This window comes from Lysinibacillus sp. NPDC097214 (assembly GCF_050277945.1).
GTDB classification, from domain to species: domain Bacteria; phylum Bacillota; class Bacilli; order Bacillales_A; family Planococcaceae; genus Lysinibacillus; species Lysinibacillus xylanilyticus_B.
The window spans coordinates 35,381-53,027 of the sequence record NZ_JBNNSS010000014.1; the positions used below are offsets into that span (position 1 = coordinate 35,381).

Genomic DNA, 17,647 nt, shown 5'->3' on the forward strand with positions numbered 1-17,647 from the left:
AAAGCGTAGTACAAACGTAGCGGCAGCAGAGGGTTTTGTTTGTGCGAAAGCGCAGCGACAGCAACAGCACCGATGTTGGTCACGAAGGCGTTGTCACAGGATGTAATGCTTTTAGCCTTCGTTCCTCTATCGCTGATCCCCAAGGAGTCGCCCAGCCGTAACGAAGATCAACTTATATACATGGTAAACGTTTTAACATATGTCATCTCTACTTTTGGTGATGTGCCTTATTTTATTGGAGGTGAAGATTTTGGTCCATACAGTTAAAGCAGGCGAAACCTTGTCCCAAATAGCTAGAAATTATCGTACGCCGTTATCGTCCATAATTGCTGCTAATCCAGGGTTAGATCCGAATGTACTTTATATAGGACAACAAATTGTTATTCCTGGATTTCCTAATCCAAATACTATCCCTTATAGAATAGATATTTCTACTGAAAATCGATGGCTACGGTTATATAAGGATAATGTTCTTCAAAAGCAATACCCAATAGCAGTCGGTAGGATGTTACATGATACACCTACTGGCGATTTTATAATCATTAATAAGGCTCCAAATCCCGGTGGTCCTTTTGGAACAATGTGGATGAGTTTATCTAAAGAGCACTACGGTATTCATGGAACTAATGATCCTAGCTCTATTGGTCATGCTGTTTCACGTGGCTGTATTCGTATGCATAATAAGGATGTCGAAGAGCTTGCAAGCATTGTCCCAATCGGTACTGAAGTTTTTATTCATCCATAAAAATCAACAAGGCTATCTCATAAGATAGCCTCATGTTGTTGAAAAACTTTTTCTAAAGAGTGCTAGAATACAAATGCTATGTGTGAAGTGGTTGATTGGAGTGGAGGCTGGGCGACTCCTCGGGGATCAGCGATAGGGGAACGAAGGCTAAAAGCATCACATCCTGTGATAACGCCTTCGTGACCAACATCGTGTTGGCCCGAGACCCTGCAGCGAAGCGAAGCGGCTCATCGGACGCCCCCAGGAAAGCGCCCAGCCGGAACGGAAATCAACCACTCGTTTTGCCGAAGAATCATATGACACCTTTAATTTCATTGGTAGATAGCCTCTTTAGTGCAAATTAACCTTCACCTCTAGATTGTGCAAGCTTCGATAAATAGTATTGCTCCTCTCTTAGCATATGATCCGCCATTAGAGCTGTAAACGTCCCTAATACTTCTGCACTTAACTCCATTTCCTCTAACTCGCGTAAAAAAGTTTTGAACAATGTCATTTCTAGATCTACATCTTGATTAAAGCGAGTTAATGCAGGGAAAGAGTCTATATTTGAACGTAAATATCCTGTAAGCTCCACTGCTTTTAAATAAAATTGTTCAAAATGTTGGGCAAAGGTAGTACTTTTTTGTCTCAGCCTTTTTTCTACACTATCTAAATCGTCATGAATAATACCTGCATGCCCTGATGCATCTAAAAGCCATAGTAAGTGATGATGTAGCTCATGAAATATTGGTGGAACTTCCCCTTTCTTCAGATAGCTAAGTACATTTTGATATTCCTCTAGTTCATTCACCATGTGATTAATAAAGGTAGGTGATAGATGGATATTAATATTTCCCGTTAATTGCTTTCGAAGGATATAAAATTTAAATTGCTTTAGTTGTTCTACAGCTTCATCAACGGTAAGCGTAAAGGAAATTGCATTATTGGCATCGATCGAATTCACATAGGCAAGAAGCTGAGAAAATTGATGAATAAATGAATCTGCTCTTTTAATATCCTGTGTCTCCGATGGAAACAATGAATCATGAATAAATTGAGAATGATCTTTTAATATCCTTAGCCAAAACTTATGTTCAAACACCGCATGCTGTAAGTAATTCGACAACCAGTCACATCCCCTTTATTCTTTACGTTCCTCTATTCTATTCTTCTTGAAAACCTAATATTAGTACTTATTCTTAAATGATCTTTTCGTATAGGATGAAACGCTTAAAGCTATACTACAAATGCTGAAGTAACGAACATCCAAAATACCTGAAATCAGGAGGGAATATACTTGTCCACAAAAGACAATACATTATCAATTTTCGCCTTAGGTGGCATTAATGAGATTGGCAAAAATATGTATGTAGTACAATATGGGAATGATATTTTAATTATCGACTGTGGCGCTAAATTTCCAGACGAAAGCTTACTAGGTATCGATTTAATCATTCCTGATATTACGTACCTACTGGAAAATAAAGAGAAAATCAAAGCATTAATTGTGACACATGGTCATGAGGATCATATTGGCGGTATCCCTTATCTGCTAAAAAAAATAAATGTCCCTATTTATGCGACACGTTTTACGCTTGGGTTAATCCAGCTAAAGCTGAAAGAGCATAAGCTTTTAAGAGAGACAGAATTAATAGAAATTCATTCCGATTCATCTTTAAATTTCGGACAAGTTGATGTTAGTTTCTTTAGAACAAACCATAGTATACCTGATTGCTTAGGAATCGTTATGAATACACCTGAAGGAAATGTTGTGCACACTGGAGATTTTAAATTTGATTTAACGCCCGTCAATGATCAGTTTGCTGATATTCATAAGATGTCCGAGATTGGATCAGAAGGTGTACTAGTACTTATTTCTGAAAGTACAAATGCAGAACGACCTGGGCTAACACCTTCCGAGAAGCTTGTCGGTAATCATATTGAAGATGCATTTTTACATGCCGACCGTAAAATCGTTATCTCTACTTTCGCCTCAAATGTTAATCGCATACAGCAAATTGTAGATGCAACGATTACTACAAATAGAAAGCTTGCATTACTTGGCCGTAGTATGGTGAATGTTGTAGATGTTGCACTTGAGCGAGGCTATTTAGACGTGCCCGAGGATTTGTTAATTGATGCACGCGAGGTGAAATATCTCCCTCCAGAAGAAGTTGTTGTACTATGTACGGGTAGTCAGGGAGAGCCATTAGCTGCACTCTCTCGCTTAGCAAACGGCAATCATCGCGAAGTGAAAATTTTACCTGATGACACAGTTATTTTAGCTTCATCCCCTATTCCAGGGAATGAGAAGGGTGTTTCAAGGATCGTCGATAATTTATTCCAACTAGGTGCGAATGTTATTTATGGTTCCTCTAGTCATACAGGTATGCACGTTTCAGGTCATGGTCATCAGGAAGATTTAAAACTAATGCTGACACTAATGAAACCTAAATTTTTCATTCCGATTCATGGTGAATTCCGTATGTTACATCAGCATCGTCTACTAGCTGAGTCCGTTGGTGTCAAAAGAGGGCATACGTTTATTATGAAAAACGGAGATGTTATTGATATTGAAAACTCCATGGCTAGGCAAACACGTAAAATTCCTTCAGGTGATACGTATGTCGACGGTATCGGTATCGGTGAAGTCGAAGGAATAGTTTTACGAGATCGCAAACAGCTTTCTGAAGACGGCATGCTTGTCATCGTGATCACACTTAATAAAGTAGATAGTGCCTTTATTTCAGAACCGGATACAATTTCACGTGGCTTTGTTTATGCCAAAGACTTTGAGGAGCTTTTAACGAAAGTAAATATTCTCGTTAAAGAAACGGTAAATGAGCTTCAAGAAGAAAGTAAGCAGCAAATACATGTCTTAAAAAGAGAAATCAAAAGGGCTGTCGGTCAGTATCTATTTTCACAAACAAAAAGAAAACCAATGATTTTACCTATAATCATTGAAATTTAACTTCTTTCAGCAAGTGTTTTGGTAGCGAAAGCGAAGCGTCAGCTACAAATGTCTTTTGTACCGAAAGCGTAGCGACAGGTACAGGTGTCCAAACACCCGCTGAAATAGAAGAACTCAGTCTAAGAACGCCACGTCCTGTGGCATTACCGAAATGACCGACATCGTGTCGGCCCTCGTGCAGTCCTAAACGCAAAGCCGATTCTGGACGCAATTATGCCGAGGCATAATTGATAAAAGTCGGTGTGAGGCTTCAGCCTTTACACCGGCTTTTTGATGCTGTTATGGATTTATTTATGCTCACCCTTAAAAATTTTATTTAACATATAATTGTAAAGATACTGAGCATGATTAAACCCATGATGTAAATTTTTTGAGTGATTTTCTATTTGCACCGAAACATTGTCAAAATGCTGTGGTAGCCCCTCTACTGTTGTCAGCAACGGCTCTTTATTTTTTAATAAAAGCTGAATCGTATTTAAAATTTGTACCATTTTGTGTTGGATATCTATCATCGGAATATCAATGGGTATATGGTACAAATGCTGCCATTCTGCATTCACTTTATACCATCTAAAAAAATGTAATAAATAATCACTTAAAATAATTGTTTCATTTGGAATAATAGCAACGATATCGCTTGCAATACACAGTTCAGTTTCACTCTGATAAATATATTTATTGGTGTCCTTCAAATTAGCTTTAGTAAGAATGATGGTTTTAGCTGGTACTGGTGCACATTTAAAATGTTTTTCAAAGGTAATATTAACTTTTGGTAATTGCTCAATATCACCATCTAGCATTAACTTTTTTAAATTTTCTGCTGTAATGAGAGGTACTCCGATGTTTGTAAAATACTTTCTCCTCGGTATTATTTTCCCCTCTTCTATTTTAGCAACCTCACCTAATCGATAACGCTTTACCATGCCTGAATCCTCCAATCCTCACTTAATTAGGTATACTCTAAAACAAGCTACTGAAGAATCATCCACACTGTTTTACACAAGTCTTTTCTCTTAATAAAACTTCCCACTAATCATTGTACCATTTTACTATAACTTTTTCTCTATTATACCACTATAATAGTATAGGCATTTCTAATGTTTTTCACTAGCTTTTTACATAGAGGTGAATCATATGTCAGACTTTTTAAAGCTAGTAGGCGAACAACTCCGTATTATTAGGGTTTCCAAGGGGCTTAGTCAGGAAGAAGTAGCAGAAAAAACGGGGAAACTTGGTTTTAGTAAAGGACGAATCTCAAACATTGAACACGGGCAATCTAATATCACATTAAGCACTTTAGAAACGCTAATGAAAGCATTAGATATTGCACCTGAGGAGCTTTTTAATTTTCAAAAATTATCTGGTGTTACTGATATTGAAGAAAAGAACATTATGCTTGATATACATCGATCAGTATTAAGGGAGCGCAATTTAGACGAGGTGAAATACGTAGTACGCATTACGAAGGATTTTTTAAATACTATTGATTCACAATCAAAGAAAAATAGCTCCAATGGTCAATAACGTTGGAGCTATTTTTAACGAGCTATAAATTATATTTTTGCTTAATGTGTAGGGCGTCCTCACATTTAATAAATAGCATACGTTTGAACAAGTGCCCCGATTTTTGATGAGGAATCACTCGTCCTCTATTTGCTTTAATTTAACATCCTCCCATATAAAAAATCCATTTAGTCTAAACCAAATGGATTTGTTTATTACATTCCAAACTTTTGACGATAGCCGCATTTTCTACATAGCTCTTCGACTGCTTCCCTACGTGAAAATCCGTCGACAATATTATTTGCACGTTCACCTTGAACAATGTCTGTGAAGGATTTCTCGTTCACATTCCCCAAATTAATGACGCCCTCTCCATCAAGACAGCAAGGCACTACTGTACCATCCACTAAAATAGCGGCTTGGCTTCGAAGTGCATGGCAAAAACCTTTTCCTTCATCCTCAGCCTCCAGTAAGCTTGGCCATTTGAATTCATGATCCTGGTTTAAATAAATATTATTAGCAATCTTTACACCTTTACCAGGCTGCACCTTTTCTTCGATGCGATAATCAAGATTATATTCATTTTCTAGAATATCAAGCGTTTCACGATTTCTTCGTGCCGCAATATCCGATACTTGATCCCTTTGTAAATTCCATAAACGATATGAAATAATCGTATTATAATCTTTTGAATCACGCACAAAATCTAATATATCCCCTAAGTATTTCTCACGATTTTCCGATCCCTCGTGACCGTCGAAACTATGCAATGAAAAATTGATTTGGCGTAAGGCTGGTTTCCCTAATATCTTTTCACGATTCTTTTTAATCAGTGTACCGTTCGTTGTAATATTAACTTTAAAACCCTTTTCATGTGCTGCGTCAAGCAACTGATCAATACGCGGGTGTAAAAGCGGCTCTCCTTTTACATGCAAATAAATATATTTCGTATGAGGACGTATTTCATCCAATATTTTATTAAATTGTTCTACTTTAATAAGTCCCTTTGCACGAGCAGTTGGCGGACAAAAGCTACATGCTAAATTACAGACACTCGTTATTTCTATATAAACCTTTTTAAATGTTCTCAACGTTAATTCACCGTTCCAGTTCTTCATATATTCAAATCCTATTCATTTTAACAAATTTTACGATCAGGAACAGTTTTTCAGTCTCCATCCTTCACATTATTTATACCTTTTAGGGCTACATGAACAAGTAAACTTGAGAAAGTTTAATAACTTAATAGTACTGCTGAAAATAAGGAGGTGAAAACTATGTCTGACTATAAATCTGAAAATGAACGTTCAAAGGAGCCAACTAAAAATAATATTACCATCCATCTTACTATTAATATTGGCAATACAGATATCCATGTTGAACAAAGGGCTGAAGGTAGAGGACAAATAAATAATGATGTAGGTACTAATGCCAACCAAGGCGACCAAAACATAAACGGTAGTACTAGAAATGTAAACTCCAAATTTGCTGATGGAAACAGCAGAAGTGAAATTGCTGGTGACAATTTTGATGAAGCTGACGAATAACAAGGAATAAAAGTAAGGGACAGCGATATCCATACATCTTCGAATCATAGTGATAGTAGTGAAGTTGAAAATGAGTCCTCCCCATTGTTAGATGATGATGATAATAACGAATAAAGTTTATTTGTGCACAGCACCATAATTTTGGATGAAATATGTTAAAACGCCATGTTTTAAGTTGATCTTCGTTACGGCTGGGCGACTCCTTGGGTATCAGCGATAGAGGAACGAAGGCTAAAACCATCACATCCTGTGATAACGCCTTCGTGACCAACATCCTGCCGCTGACGCTTCGCTTTCGCGCAAAAAAACATCCTGCCGCTGACGCTTCGCTTTCGCGCAAAAAAAACATCCTGTTGCCCCGACGCCCCCAGGAAGCTTTGCTCTGTGCGAAAGCGAAGCGTCAGCAATTGTTTTATCTGTGCGAAAGCGTAGCGACAGCAACAACAAATGTTTTCTGTAGCGAAAGCAAAGCGGCAGCTACAAATCGCCCAGCCGGAACGGAAATCGACCCCACATTATGACGATGAACCTTTATGAATGACTGCCAAAAATTAAAACTTCTATCTGCCGGAATATTTCATACCAACAGATAGAAGTTTTTGTTTTGATTATCCACCAAGGAATCACGCCTCACACATTACGTTTATAATTTTTTGTACCATCATATGAATACAGCACTGGCTTTCCATCCACACTTGTTTCTAAATGAACAGGACGACCCCATAGCTGATAAATATATGGCAAAACGTTCTCTAAATAGTGCGGATCGAGCTCCATTCCCTCATAGCCGTGCACTAAATAGAGCTCTCCGTTGCGAAGGTAATCGCCATTTTTAACGACGATGTATGGGAATCCCCCGTTTACACGCATCGATATGAGCTGATCACGTACCATTTCATGATCCTTATCTGTAATACGGTATTCATTCCCCTTTTTCTGGAACAAATAAAGATCCTCTCGCTTTGCTAAATCCTTAGATAAATAGTTGCGGATAAAGGATATATCCGACTCTATCTCTCTTACTTCAAACATTTTTTCTCGACCTGTGTTAGGTTGAACACCTAGTTTTCTCATCTCTTCTGTCGGATGATTATAGCGGTCTTCAATATCCTCGAAAATTTTCACGCCAAGGTAATAAGGATTAATCGTTGTCTTTGAAGGCTGCACAACACCTGCATTTAATTTCGCATATTCAATCGTTTCGGCTGTTGTTAGCTTAAGCTCTCGCATAATACGTTGATGCCAAAAGGAAGCCCAACCCTCATTCATAATTTTTGTCTCTAATTGTGGCCAAAAATAAAGCATTTCCTCACGCATCATCGTTAATATATCTCGCTGCCAGTCCTCAAGCTCTCGACTATGCTCCTCTAAAAATAGCAATAAATCTTTTTCTGGCTTTGGCGGGAAGTGCTTTATTTTTCGCCTTACCGATTTATACTCTTTTTCCTTATCATCTAAACGCCATAGATCATCATAGGGTGATTTCGCTTGAGAAGTCTCCTCTTCAAGATCATCCTCCGTATTCCAAGCCAATTTTGGTCGTAAAAGGGATGGATCGATATGCTCCTGAATCGCTAAAATCGCATCTAAAAACTGCTCGACCTCATCCTTACCATATTCTCTTTCATAACCAGCGATCCTCTCAGCTGTTGCTGTCATGCTCTCCACCATATCTCTTCTAGTATTGGAGAAGCGTACATTATTTTTAAAGAAGTCGCAGTGCGCCAATACATGCGCAATAATTAATTTATTTTGTGTTAACGTATTTGTATCAAGTAAAAATGCATAGCATGGGTTTGAGTTAATCACTAGCTCATAGATTTGACTTAGCCCTAAATCATATTGAAGCTTCATTTTATGAAATTGTTTACCGAAGCTCCAATGTGAAAATCGAGTAGGCATACCATATGCGCCAAATGTATAAATAATATCTGCCGGACAAATTTCATAGCGCATTGGAAAGAAATCTAAGCCAAAGCTTGAGGCAATTTCTGTAATTTCATCAATCGCACGTTCAAGCTCTTTCATCTCCACTTTTTAGTCCCCTCCTTTGAACATAGTTTAAGTTTCACTTTTTTTGAAAAAGCTCTTTAAGGCATCGTACACATCGCCTTTTTTTCTCAAAATATGATATCTAAACTTAGGATCATCTACTTTTTTATATGTGTACATAAGTGTAGAAAAGCGGTTATGTTGATTAACCTCACCATATCCAAACATACTCGATACTTCCATTAACTCTCCCACTAGCTTCAAGCACTTTTCATTATCCATTGATATATTTTCACCATCTGAAAAATGTACTGGATAAATATTGTAGCGAGAAGGATTATACTTTTCCCGAATTAGTTCCAATGCCTTAATATAGGCAGATGAACAAATCGTTCCTCCACTTTCTCCCTTCGTGAAAAATTCTTCTTCTGTCACTACTTTTGCCTCTGTATGATGCGCAATAAACTCAATTTCCACGGTTTCATACTTGGAGCGCAAAAATTTTGTCATCCAAAAGAAGAAACTCCTAGCGCAATATTTTTCGAAGGAGCCCATCGAGCCACTTGTATCCATCATGGCAAGGACAACTGCCTTCGATTCAGGTTTTTCCACTTCATCCCACGTTTTAAAACGCAAGTCATCATTATGAATCGGCGTAATTTCTGGTTTTCCTTTCATCGCATTACGCTTTAACGCATTGAGGATTGTGCGCTTTTTATCGACATTTCCCATTAAACCTTTTTTCCGAATATCGTTAAACTCGATCTTTTCCGTTTTAATATCCGCTTTTTCTTTTTGCTGTAGGTTTGGTAGCTCAAGCTCGCTAAATAACACATTTTGAACCTCTTCAATGCTTACTTCAGCTTCATAATAATCATGGCCTGGCTTGTCACCAGCTTCTTTTCCTTTACCATTAGCCTGATTGCCTTTGCTAGCATCACGCGCAACCACATCACCTACATTACTGTCTCCTTGCCCCTGCCCAACATGCTTGGAATTATCATAGTTATATCGAATTTTATATTCATCAAGTGAACGTATAGGGATTTTTATTACCTCGCGACCATTGGACATGACAATACTTTCTTCACTAACTAAATCGGGTAAATTATTCTTAATAGCATCTTTTACTTTATCCATATGCCGTTGCTGGTCCTGGTGCCCTTTACGATGGAGGGACCAATTTTCCTGAGAAATGGCAAAACCTTTATTTTCGTTTTCAGTCATTTTTATCCTCACCCATCTATCAAATTCGCTTTTTCTATACTATGCTAGTGATTCGCTTTCTTGAACTTTTTTAGAGAAATCAATTACACTTCGTGGTTACTTCACCTATGCAAAAAATAAGTAAATGAAGATCAATTTCGCCTTGGCGTAATTGCGCTGTCGCACAGATAAATTGCCACAGGACGTGGCGAGTTCCTCTATTTTGAGTAAGTGTTTGGACACCCACTGAATGAAGATAAAAGGAGTGCCCTAAAATGGACACTCCTATTCACTCCTATCAATAGTCTTATAGTTTCCACTGAATAGGTCAAAGTCATTAACGATTTAACAGACTACCTACATACTGCAATAATTCATTTGCAGATGTTGTATTATAGCCATGTTCATCAACAAGTCTCGCTACAACCTCATTAATCTTCTTCAGCTGTGATTCATCCGGCATTTTTGAGGATGTTGTAATTTTCACGACATCCTTGAGATCCGCAAATAGTTTCTTCTGGATGGCTTCTCGTAATCTTTCATGAGAATTATAGTCAAAACGCTTCCCTTTTCGAGCATAAGCAGAAATACGAATGAGTATCTCCTCACGGAACGCTTTTTTCGCATTTTCCGAAATGCCAATTTGCTCCTCAATAGAACGCATTAATTTTTCATCTGGATTCATTTCCTCACCAGTCAATGGATCGAAAATTTTATTTTTATTACAAAACGCTTCAACATTATCAAGATAATTATTCATCAATGTTTTTGCAGACTCTTCATACGAATACACGAAAGCTTTTTGGACTTCGTTCTTGGCAATGTCATCATACTCTCTTCGAGCAACTGCAATATAGTTCATATATTTTTCTCGATCTTCCTGAGAAATGGAAGCGTGCTGGTCAAGCCCATCCTTTAGTGCACGCAGAACATCTAACGCATTAATGGATGGTACCTCTTTTCGGATAATAGCAGAAGAAATACGATTAATAATATACCGTGGATCAATACCGTTCATGCCTTCGTTCGGAAACTCTTTTTTAAGTTCCTCTAAGTCAACGGAATTAAATCCCTCCACATTTTCTCCGTCGTACAGTCGCATTTTTTTAATAAGATCCACACCTTGCTTTTTCGGTACTTCTAGTCTTGTTAGAACCGAAAAGATTGCTGCGGCCTTTAATGCATGTGGCGCAATATGAACATGGGCCATATCGCTTTCTTTAATCATTTTTTCGTAAATCAATTCTTCCTGACTAACTTTTAAGTTATACGGAATCGGCATCACAATAATACGTGAATGTAGCGCTTCATTCTTTTTATTTGAAATAAATGAGCGATACTCCGTTTCGTTTGTATGCGCAACAATTAACTCATCTGCACTAATTAACGCAAATCGACCTGCTTTAAAATTACCTTCCTGTGTTAAAGACAATAAATTCCACAAGAATTTTTCATCAAGCTTTAACATTTCTTGGAATTCCATCATACCCCTGTTTGCTTTATTTAGCTCACCGTCAAAACGATAAGCACGAGGGTCTGATTCTGAGCCAAATTCTCCAATTGTAGAAAAATCGATACTACCTGTTAAATCAGCAATATCTTGCGATTTTGGATCTGATGGTGTAAATGTTCCTATGCCTACACGTTTGTCTTCAGAAAAAGAAATACGTTCAATCATCACATTTTCAATGCGTCCATCGTATTCCTTTTCAAGACGCATCGTATTTAAAGGCGATAAACTTCCTTCAATTCGTATACCATACTCCTCGTAAAATTCATTACGCAAATGATGTGGAATTAAATGTAGAGGATCTTCATGCATTGGACATCCCTTAATTGCGAAAACCGCGCCTTCATCTGTTCGAGAAAATTGCTCAAGTCCGCGTTTCAACAAGGTCACTATTGTTGATTTACCACCACTAACTGGTCCCATTAATAACAAAATACGTTTTCTAACATCCAATCTTCGTGCTGCCGGATGGAAATATTCCTCCACCAGTCTTTCTATTGCTGTTTCAAGCCCAAAAATTTCTTGCCCAAAAAATTCATACATTTTTTGCCCATCGCGTTCCTCTACACCACTACTTTTTATCATATTGTAGACGCGTGAATGGGCTGTTTGAGCAACTTCAGGTCTTTCCTTGATGATGTTTAAATAATCTGCAAATGTACCTTCCCACTTTAGCCGATTTTCTTCTTCGCGATAGCTTTTCACTTTATCTAAAATGTTAATAGCCTTCCCTCCATTCAGGGCTTGATTTATAACATAGTATGAAGAAAAAGACATTATGATACCCAATACTTTTCCTTTGTCGAAATTTCTTCTTATTGCTTTTAATTTTTTTCTCTGAATAACAAGAATTTAAACGCTCAATAAAATACTTTAAGGCTCTTCCCCGTAACGTAGGGTTGATTTCCGTTCCGACAGGGCGCTTTCCTGGGGGCGTCCGATGAGCCGCTTCACTCGCGTTGCTCGCTCCAAGGTCTCATCTGTGGCGCTAATCCCCAAGGAGTCGCCCTGTCTCCACTCCAATCAACTTATTTTCAAAAAAATATCCATTCTAATTTTTGGTGGTGATTCGAAACATTAATCGTTATACCTGATGTTTTTTTCACAAACGTTGCTCATTTTTACCGCTTTGTTTTCCCACAAAAAGTACTGAATGAAGATAAAAAATTCGGTTATTCTAACGTTAGAAAGGAGGTCCTTTATTGAATCGCCATTTTATATTCCTTTTATCATGGATATTATTATGGAGTTTTACTCTCCCCACTGTTGCATTAGCAAAAGAAGAACCCACCCAAGAAGAAATTGTGCAGCAACGTATGGCCTATTACGTACAATTTGACGAATTACTCATTCCGTGGCATTTCTTAGCAGCCATTGACCAATATGAACACAATTTGCAATCAGTTCGTAAAGATATTCCGAAACGGGATGGTATTATAGCCATTCAATTTTCTGATGAATATTGGTCAGGTGCTTTAAATCCTGTAAGAGATGATACTCGCCCAGACACAATTAGTTACTTTGGCGGAATGGGGCTAGATGGCAATGGTGATGGAGTTGCCAGTCCTAAGGATGATGTCGATATTATATTTTCGATGGCCACTTTTTTAAGTAAATTTGGAACAACTGATGAGGACTTTAAATTAGCTTTATGGGAATATTACGGAAGTGAACAGGCTGTAAATCAAATCTTCACGATTTCCAAAATGTATAGTCATTTCAAAACAACTGAGCTCGACGATCACACATTCCCAGTCCCTACTAATTATGATTACAGCTATCGAAGTACATGGGGTGCCAATAGGGGCTGGGGTGGACGCCGTATTCATGAAGGAACAGATATTTTCGCTAGCTATGGTACTCCAGTGCTTTCTACCTCTTATGGTGTAGTGGAAATAAAGGGCTGGAACCAATTTGGTGGTTGGCGCATAGGCATTCGAGATAATCACAACTCCTATCATTATTATGCCCATCTCGGCAGTTATAATAAAAAAATTAAAGTTGGAGACCTTGTCGAACCTGGAACTGTTCTCGGTACGGTTGGTAGCTCTGGCTACGGTAAAGAAGGGACGTCCGGAAAATTCCCGCCTCATCTTCACTACGGCATCTACAAATTCAATGGGCGTACAGAATGGGCATTTGATCCATATCCATCTTTAATGCAATGGGAACGACAAGCAAAAAAAAGCAAAGCAAAACAGTAATTAAATGTTGCACACAAAAAGAAGGATAGATAAAATTGACTTTATCCATCCTTCTTTTTTGCTACATATATCCTGTAATTTCATAAAGCTTCTATGGTTTTTTAGCCGGGCTCAGTCGCTAATCTACCTCTGATCCGTCCGTTCCTCCCCTTCAATTTTTAGAACTAGATTGTTGTTATTTTCCGGATGGATTTTTCCCAGCTCCGTATCTTTGCCTTGAGCGTCTACAATACCATAAGTGAATAAGCCACCCTTAAACTCGTCCAAGAAATAAACATAGCTTTTAAAGGTTGGTTTCGCTCCCCATTCTCGTTCCGCCACATTATCCTGCTGCCATTTAATGACGGCCAGACCTTCTTTATTCACTTCATAATAAGCATCGCTATAGCCGGCGAGATTCAGCGTGAAACGCAATGCTTCTCCTTCTGGAAACGTGTAATACCAGTAATTATACCCTTCTCCAAATTGAAGAGGTGGCGCTTCATCTGTGAGTTTTTCTAGTCCAAGCGCAATATGACGCGCCTTCGTGAGATCCCCGTGCATCAGTGTCTCGTATTCTTCCTGACCCGCAGGTGTACGGACAATGACCTGTTTATCTTTGTTATTGTAATAGACATAACCGCCAAGTGTCTCGCTAATGAAACGAATCGGCACATAAGTGCTACCGTTTTTGTTTACTACTGCAGCGTCTAATCTTATCGCTTTCCCATTAACTGTTGCTGTTTTTTTCCCCGCCACAAGCTGTACTTTTTTACTCTTATCTTTATTTTGAATCGTAACGACACCGGCCTTAGAATCATAAGCGAGCACAGGCCATGACGAGTCGCTCAGAGACCTTAATTTAACCATTGTTCGTCCTTCAACCGTAATAAAGTCATACTCAGCTTGACCGTTGACAAAAAGAGAAGTAGAAGAAGCCGCATGTGCTGAAGTATTGCAAATAAAACTCACAAATATCACGAAGCCCATTATTTTGAGCCATTTGTTCATATCATCTTCCTCCTATAATTGTATTGTTTTAAAACAGTTGAACATTAAATATATTATACCATTCAAACTAAAATATGGATAATCAAGGGAGATACTTTATAGAAGCTGCCAACTCGGATTGGTGGCAATTTACGGAGTTCCGAATGTTCACCTCGATGTCTGTATATGAGAATAGCGTTAGGTATAAATACATAAAAGTATTAAAAAAAATTTGAAATTTCTATTTAGACATATACATTTAACTAGCTATCCATTCATAACCATGATTCGTTATTGTACTAAAAAACCATTTTTAAATTTTTCCATTAAAAGGGCTTATGTATATATAGAATTAGTTATAAAATATATTTGTACTATAACAATTATTATTTCGATTTTTTCACAGTTCTACATTGAAAATGAACAATAAAAGGATGGGAAAAGATGAAGGGAATATTTCAGTTTAAAACACTTAAAGCCCGAATTTTAAGTGCATTTCTTCTTTTGATAGTATTAGTTGTTTGTTTTACAACCTATTCGTACATTTCTAATAATAAGATGGAAAAACAAGCAGAAGGTTTAGTGAAAGAAGATTTACAAGTCTTAACTGCAAGTAAAAATTTAGCAATGTCTATGAGTGTTCGTCTCTCTGCAGCTTTAAGTTACGTTGTATCAGGTGATGAAAAATACATAGAAACTTTTAATGAATATCGTCAAATTGCTGAGGAAAGTAATAGTATTGTGGAAAAATACGAAAATACGTCTGAGCGTGCGGCATTAGTAGAAATGGCACGTACATGGAGCAATCGCGTAAATACCGAAGTATTCGATGTTTATAAAAAAGGTGACAAAGAATTAGCATTAAAAAATTTAACAGCTATCAATAATCTCGTAACCGAAGTTCGTGTTGGTTATGAAGAATTGGCCAATAAACGTTCAGACGCCATTACTACGGTAGGAGATGACGTAGTCTCAACAAGTTTAAGCAATAAAACAGTTGGACTAATTGTTAGCATTGTATTGACGATCGCAGGTATCCTAATCGCTATTGTCACTGCTAGCAATATTTCTAAACCTATTACAATTGTCTCAAAGCGCATGAGCGAATTAGCGGATGGTAATCTGCAACACGAACTACTTCCAATAACGCATCGAGATGAGATTGGTCAATTAATGCTTTCCGCAAATAATATGAATGAAAAATTGAAGCAAACAATAAGCTCCATTCATGCTGTTTCCGAAACAGTAGCAGCTAGTAGCGAAGAGCTGGCCCAATCTTCTAATGAAGTACAATCAGGTACAGAGCAAATTACTGTAACTATGCAGGAGCTAGCCTCTGGCACTGAAACACAAGCATCTACAGCAGGTGATTTAGCCGAAACAATGACTTCTTTCCAACATAGTATTCATGAAACAACACAGGAAGGCATTGAATTAAAAACGCATTCAAATCATGTACAAGAACTAACGACTACAGGTAAAGGCTTAATGGTACAATCAACACAACAAATGGCAACCATTAATGAAATTGTTTTAGATTCAGTGAAAAAAGTTGAAGGCTTAAATGTGCAATCTGCGGAAATTTCCAAGCTTGTTTCTGTCATTGATGATATTTCAAATCAAACAAATTTACTGGCCCTAAACGCTGCCATCGAAGCAGCTCGCGCAGGAGAGCATGGTAAAGGTTTTGCAGTTGTAGCGGATGAAGTTCGGAAGCTTGCAGAAGAAGTACAGTTCTCTGTCACTGATATTTCAACAATCGTCAATCGGATTCAAGGTGAAACTGGCAATGTAACAACCGCTCTACAATCCGGCTATGAGGAAGTAAAACGAGGAACCGTACAACTAAATCAAACAAATGAAACATTTGAACAAATTTCGGTAGCAGTTGAGGACATGATTCTTAACATAAATACCATTTCAAGCAATTTAAATAAAGTTGCTCAAAATTCCGAAGCCATCAATGTCTCCATCGATGAAATGGCTTCTATTTCTCAAGAGTCTGCAGCTGGAGTAGAACAAACAACAGCAACTGTAGAGGAAACTGCTGCTACTATGGAGGAAATTTCAAGGGGTGCAAATCATCTCGCTGGTATGGCTGAAGAGTTAAATAGTCAATTACAGCAATTTAAACTTTAAGGTTCGAAGCGATACCTGATCACCTCGGGGCTATACCCGATCACTTCGGAGCGATACCTGATCACTTTTGTGGCTCACCCGATCACTCCGAAGCGATTCTACCTAAAAAAGCTATCTCGACAATACGGTCGAGATAGCTTTTTTTCCTCTTATTACTAATGCCTAATTGGTACCCTTTCCAGCTCATAACGTTTGATAATCACACTGATCTTCTGAAACCATTCCTCACATAGCTCTAGCGCTTCTTGATACTCATCCTCTTCTCTTGATAGAGGCTCACTGTTATCCATAAAAACATATTCTAGAATAGGGTCAGATAAATTATCAGCTACAATTTTCAACGTCAACTGAGACATAGAATTATACTCAGGGTCCTCTTCATCTAATTCCTCTTCTTCTATATCCATGTCTTCACCAAGTAATGAACCACTTATGAAGTTATTGCTTGTCCTAGCAATGTATATGTCGTCCTCTACTATAGCTACTTCATATATTTTATTGAATGGAATTTCTTTTTTTATCAATGCGTCTTCTAATTCTTCTCTACTTACAAAAATAAGTGTATTTGTAGGTTCATTTAGTAATAAAGCACTTAAACAATCATTTGAGATGATGCAATGTGTATGAGGGATAGCCATAAGCTCCTCCTCACTCGCCTCTTTCATTTCATTCAATGTATGGATATAGATAAATCGTTCTTTCACATACCGAAAAACTCCTGCTATTACTAGCCCTAAACCAATTAAAAAATATACCTTTCTAAATATAGCCGTTTCGACTGAATTTGCGAGTAATACATAGATTGTCCCAAGAAATAAAAGAAAAAAGGTTTTCATCCATCTCCCACCCTCAAAAAGATAATCGATAGGATTATTTCATCCA

Annotated in this window: 16 protein-coding genes; 7 read left to right on the forward strand and 9 right to left on the reverse strand. The window is 37.8% G+C overall.

What is annotated here, in order from left to right:
• Nucleotides 1–250: 250 nt before the first annotated feature.
• Nucleotides 251–745, forward strand: a complete 495-nt coding sequence (locus ACQKMI_RS22105) for a L,D-transpeptidase family protein (RefSeq protein ID WP_427492432.1) — start codon at nucleotides 251–253, stop codon at nucleotides 743–745.
• A 340-nt stretch (nucleotides 746–1,085) separates the two neighbouring features.
• On the opposite strand, the gene ACQKMI_RS22110 is transcribed toward ACQKMI_RS22105, so the two are convergent.
• A complete protein-coding gene (locus ACQKMI_RS22110; protein ID WP_427492435.1) occupies nucleotides 1,086–1,850 on the reverse strand; it encodes a DUF2935 domain-containing protein in 765 nt (254 codons plus the stop codon).
• 171 nt (nucleotides 1,851–2,021) lie between these two features.
• Here ACQKMI_RS22110 and ACQKMI_RS22115 point away from each other — a divergent pair, with 171 nt between their 5' ends.
• Nucleotides 2,022–3,695: a ribonuclease J gene (locus ACQKMI_RS22115; RefSeq protein ID WP_427492437.1), complete on the forward strand. Its 1,674-nt coding sequence runs from the start codon at nucleotides 2,022–2,024 to the stop codon at nucleotides 3,693–3,695.
• Here the strand turns inward: ACQKMI_RS22115 and ACQKMI_RS22120 are convergent.
• Nucleotides 3,682–3,906, reverse strand: coding sequence for a hypothetical protein (locus ACQKMI_RS22120; protein ID WP_427492438.1), 225 nt, complete (start codon nucleotides 3,904–3,906; stop codon nucleotides 3,682–3,684). The genes ACQKMI_RS22115 and ACQKMI_RS22120 overlap by 14 nt on opposite strands.
• A gap of 76 nt (nucleotides 3,907–3,982) precedes the next feature.
• Complete coding sequence (locus ACQKMI_RS22125; RefSeq protein WP_427492440.1) at nucleotides 3,983–4,618, reverse strand: restriction endonuclease subunit S; 636 nt, start codon at nucleotides 4,616–4,618, stop codon at nucleotides 3,983–3,985.
• A gap of 211 nt (nucleotides 4,619–4,829) precedes the next feature.
• On the opposite strand from ACQKMI_RS22125, the gene ACQKMI_RS22130 reads away from it, so the two are divergent.
• Nucleotides 4,830–5,219, forward strand: a complete 390-nt coding sequence (locus ACQKMI_RS22130; protein WP_323650837.1) for a helix-turn-helix domain-containing protein — start codon at nucleotides 4,830–4,832, stop codon at nucleotides 5,217–5,219.
• Nucleotides 5,220–5,413: 194 nt separating this feature from the next.
• On the opposite strand, the gene ACQKMI_RS22135 is transcribed toward ACQKMI_RS22130, so the two are convergent.
• The gene (locus ACQKMI_RS22135; RefSeq protein WP_323650908.1) at nucleotides 5,414–6,289 is read right to left on the reverse strand and encodes a radical SAM/SPASM domain-containing protein; all 876 of its coding nucleotides are present in this window, start codon (nucleotides 6,287–6,289) and stop codon (nucleotides 5,414–5,416) included.
• Nucleotides 6,290–6,475: 186 nt separating this feature from the next.
• Here ACQKMI_RS22135 and ACQKMI_RS22140 point away from each other — a divergent pair, with 186 nt between their 5' ends.
• Nucleotides 6,476–6,745: a hypothetical protein gene (locus ACQKMI_RS22140; RefSeq protein WP_427492442.1), complete on the forward strand. Its 270-nt coding sequence runs from the start codon at nucleotides 6,476–6,478 to the stop codon at nucleotides 6,743–6,745.
• Between the two features lie 203 nt (nucleotides 6,746–6,948).
• A complete protein-coding gene (locus tag ACQKMI_RS22145; RefSeq protein ID WP_427492444.1) occupies nucleotides 6,949–7,266 on the forward strand; it encodes a hypothetical protein in 318 nt (105 codons plus the stop codon).
• 109 nt (nucleotides 7,267–7,375) lie between these two features.
• Here the strand turns inward: ACQKMI_RS22145 and ACQKMI_RS22150 are convergent, their stop codons facing one another.
• The 3 genes from ACQKMI_RS22150 to ACQKMI_RS22160 all read right to left on the reverse strand — a co-directional run bounded on the left by ACQKMI_RS22150 (nucleotide 7,376) and on the right by ACQKMI_RS22160 (nucleotide 12,176).
• On the reverse strand, nucleotides 7,376–8,773 hold the full coding sequence (locus tag ACQKMI_RS22150) for a SpoVR family protein (protein ID WP_427492512.1): 1,398 nt from the start codon (nucleotides 8,771–8,773) through the stop codon (nucleotides 7,376–7,378).
• 33 nt (nucleotides 8,774–8,806) lie between these two features.
• The gene (gene yhbH / locus ACQKMI_RS22155) at nucleotides 8,807–9,964 is read right to left on the reverse strand and encodes a sporulation protein YhbH (RefSeq protein ID WP_427492446.1); all 1,158 of its coding nucleotides are present in this window, start codon (nucleotides 9,962–9,964) and stop codon (nucleotides 8,807–8,809) included.
• Between the two features lie 316 nt (nucleotides 9,965–10,280).
• Entirely contained in the window at nucleotides 10,281–12,176 is a 1,896-nt protein-coding gene (locus ACQKMI_RS22160; RefSeq protein ID WP_427492514.1) for a PrkA family serine protein kinase, read from the reverse strand.
• 479 nt (nucleotides 12,177–12,655) lie between these two features.
• Between ACQKMI_RS22160 and ACQKMI_RS22165 the strand changes: the two genes are divergently transcribed.
• Nucleotides 12,656–13,657 (forward strand): M23 family metallopeptidase, encoded by a 1,002-nt coding sequence (locus ACQKMI_RS22165; protein ID WP_427492448.1) that lies wholly within the window; start codon nucleotides 12,656–12,658, stop codon nucleotides 13,655–13,657.
• A 123-nt stretch (nucleotides 13,658–13,780) separates the two neighbouring features.
• On the opposite strand, the gene ACQKMI_RS22170 is transcribed toward ACQKMI_RS22165, so the two are convergent.
• Nucleotides 13,781–14,647: a copper amine oxidase N-terminal domain-containing protein gene (locus ACQKMI_RS22170; RefSeq protein ID WP_427492450.1), complete on the reverse strand. Its 867-nt coding sequence runs from the start codon at nucleotides 14,645–14,647 to the stop codon at nucleotides 13,781–13,783.
• A gap of 423 nt (nucleotides 14,648–15,070) precedes the next feature.
• On the opposite strand from ACQKMI_RS22170, the gene ACQKMI_RS22175 reads away from it, so the two are divergent.
• Nucleotides 15,071–16,765 (forward strand): methyl-accepting chemotaxis protein, encoded by a 1,695-nt coding sequence (locus tag ACQKMI_RS22175; RefSeq protein ID WP_427492452.1) that lies wholly within the window; start codon nucleotides 15,071–15,073, stop codon nucleotides 16,763–16,765.
• 155 nt (nucleotides 16,766–16,920) lie between these two features.
• Here the strand turns inward: ACQKMI_RS22175 and ACQKMI_RS22180 are convergent, their stop codons facing one another.
• Complete coding sequence (locus tag ACQKMI_RS22180; protein ID WP_427492453.1) at nucleotides 16,921–17,601, reverse strand: hypothetical protein; 681 nt, start codon at nucleotides 17,599–17,601, stop codon at nucleotides 16,921–16,923.
• Between the last annotated feature and the right edge of the window lie 46 nt (nucleotides 17,602–17,647).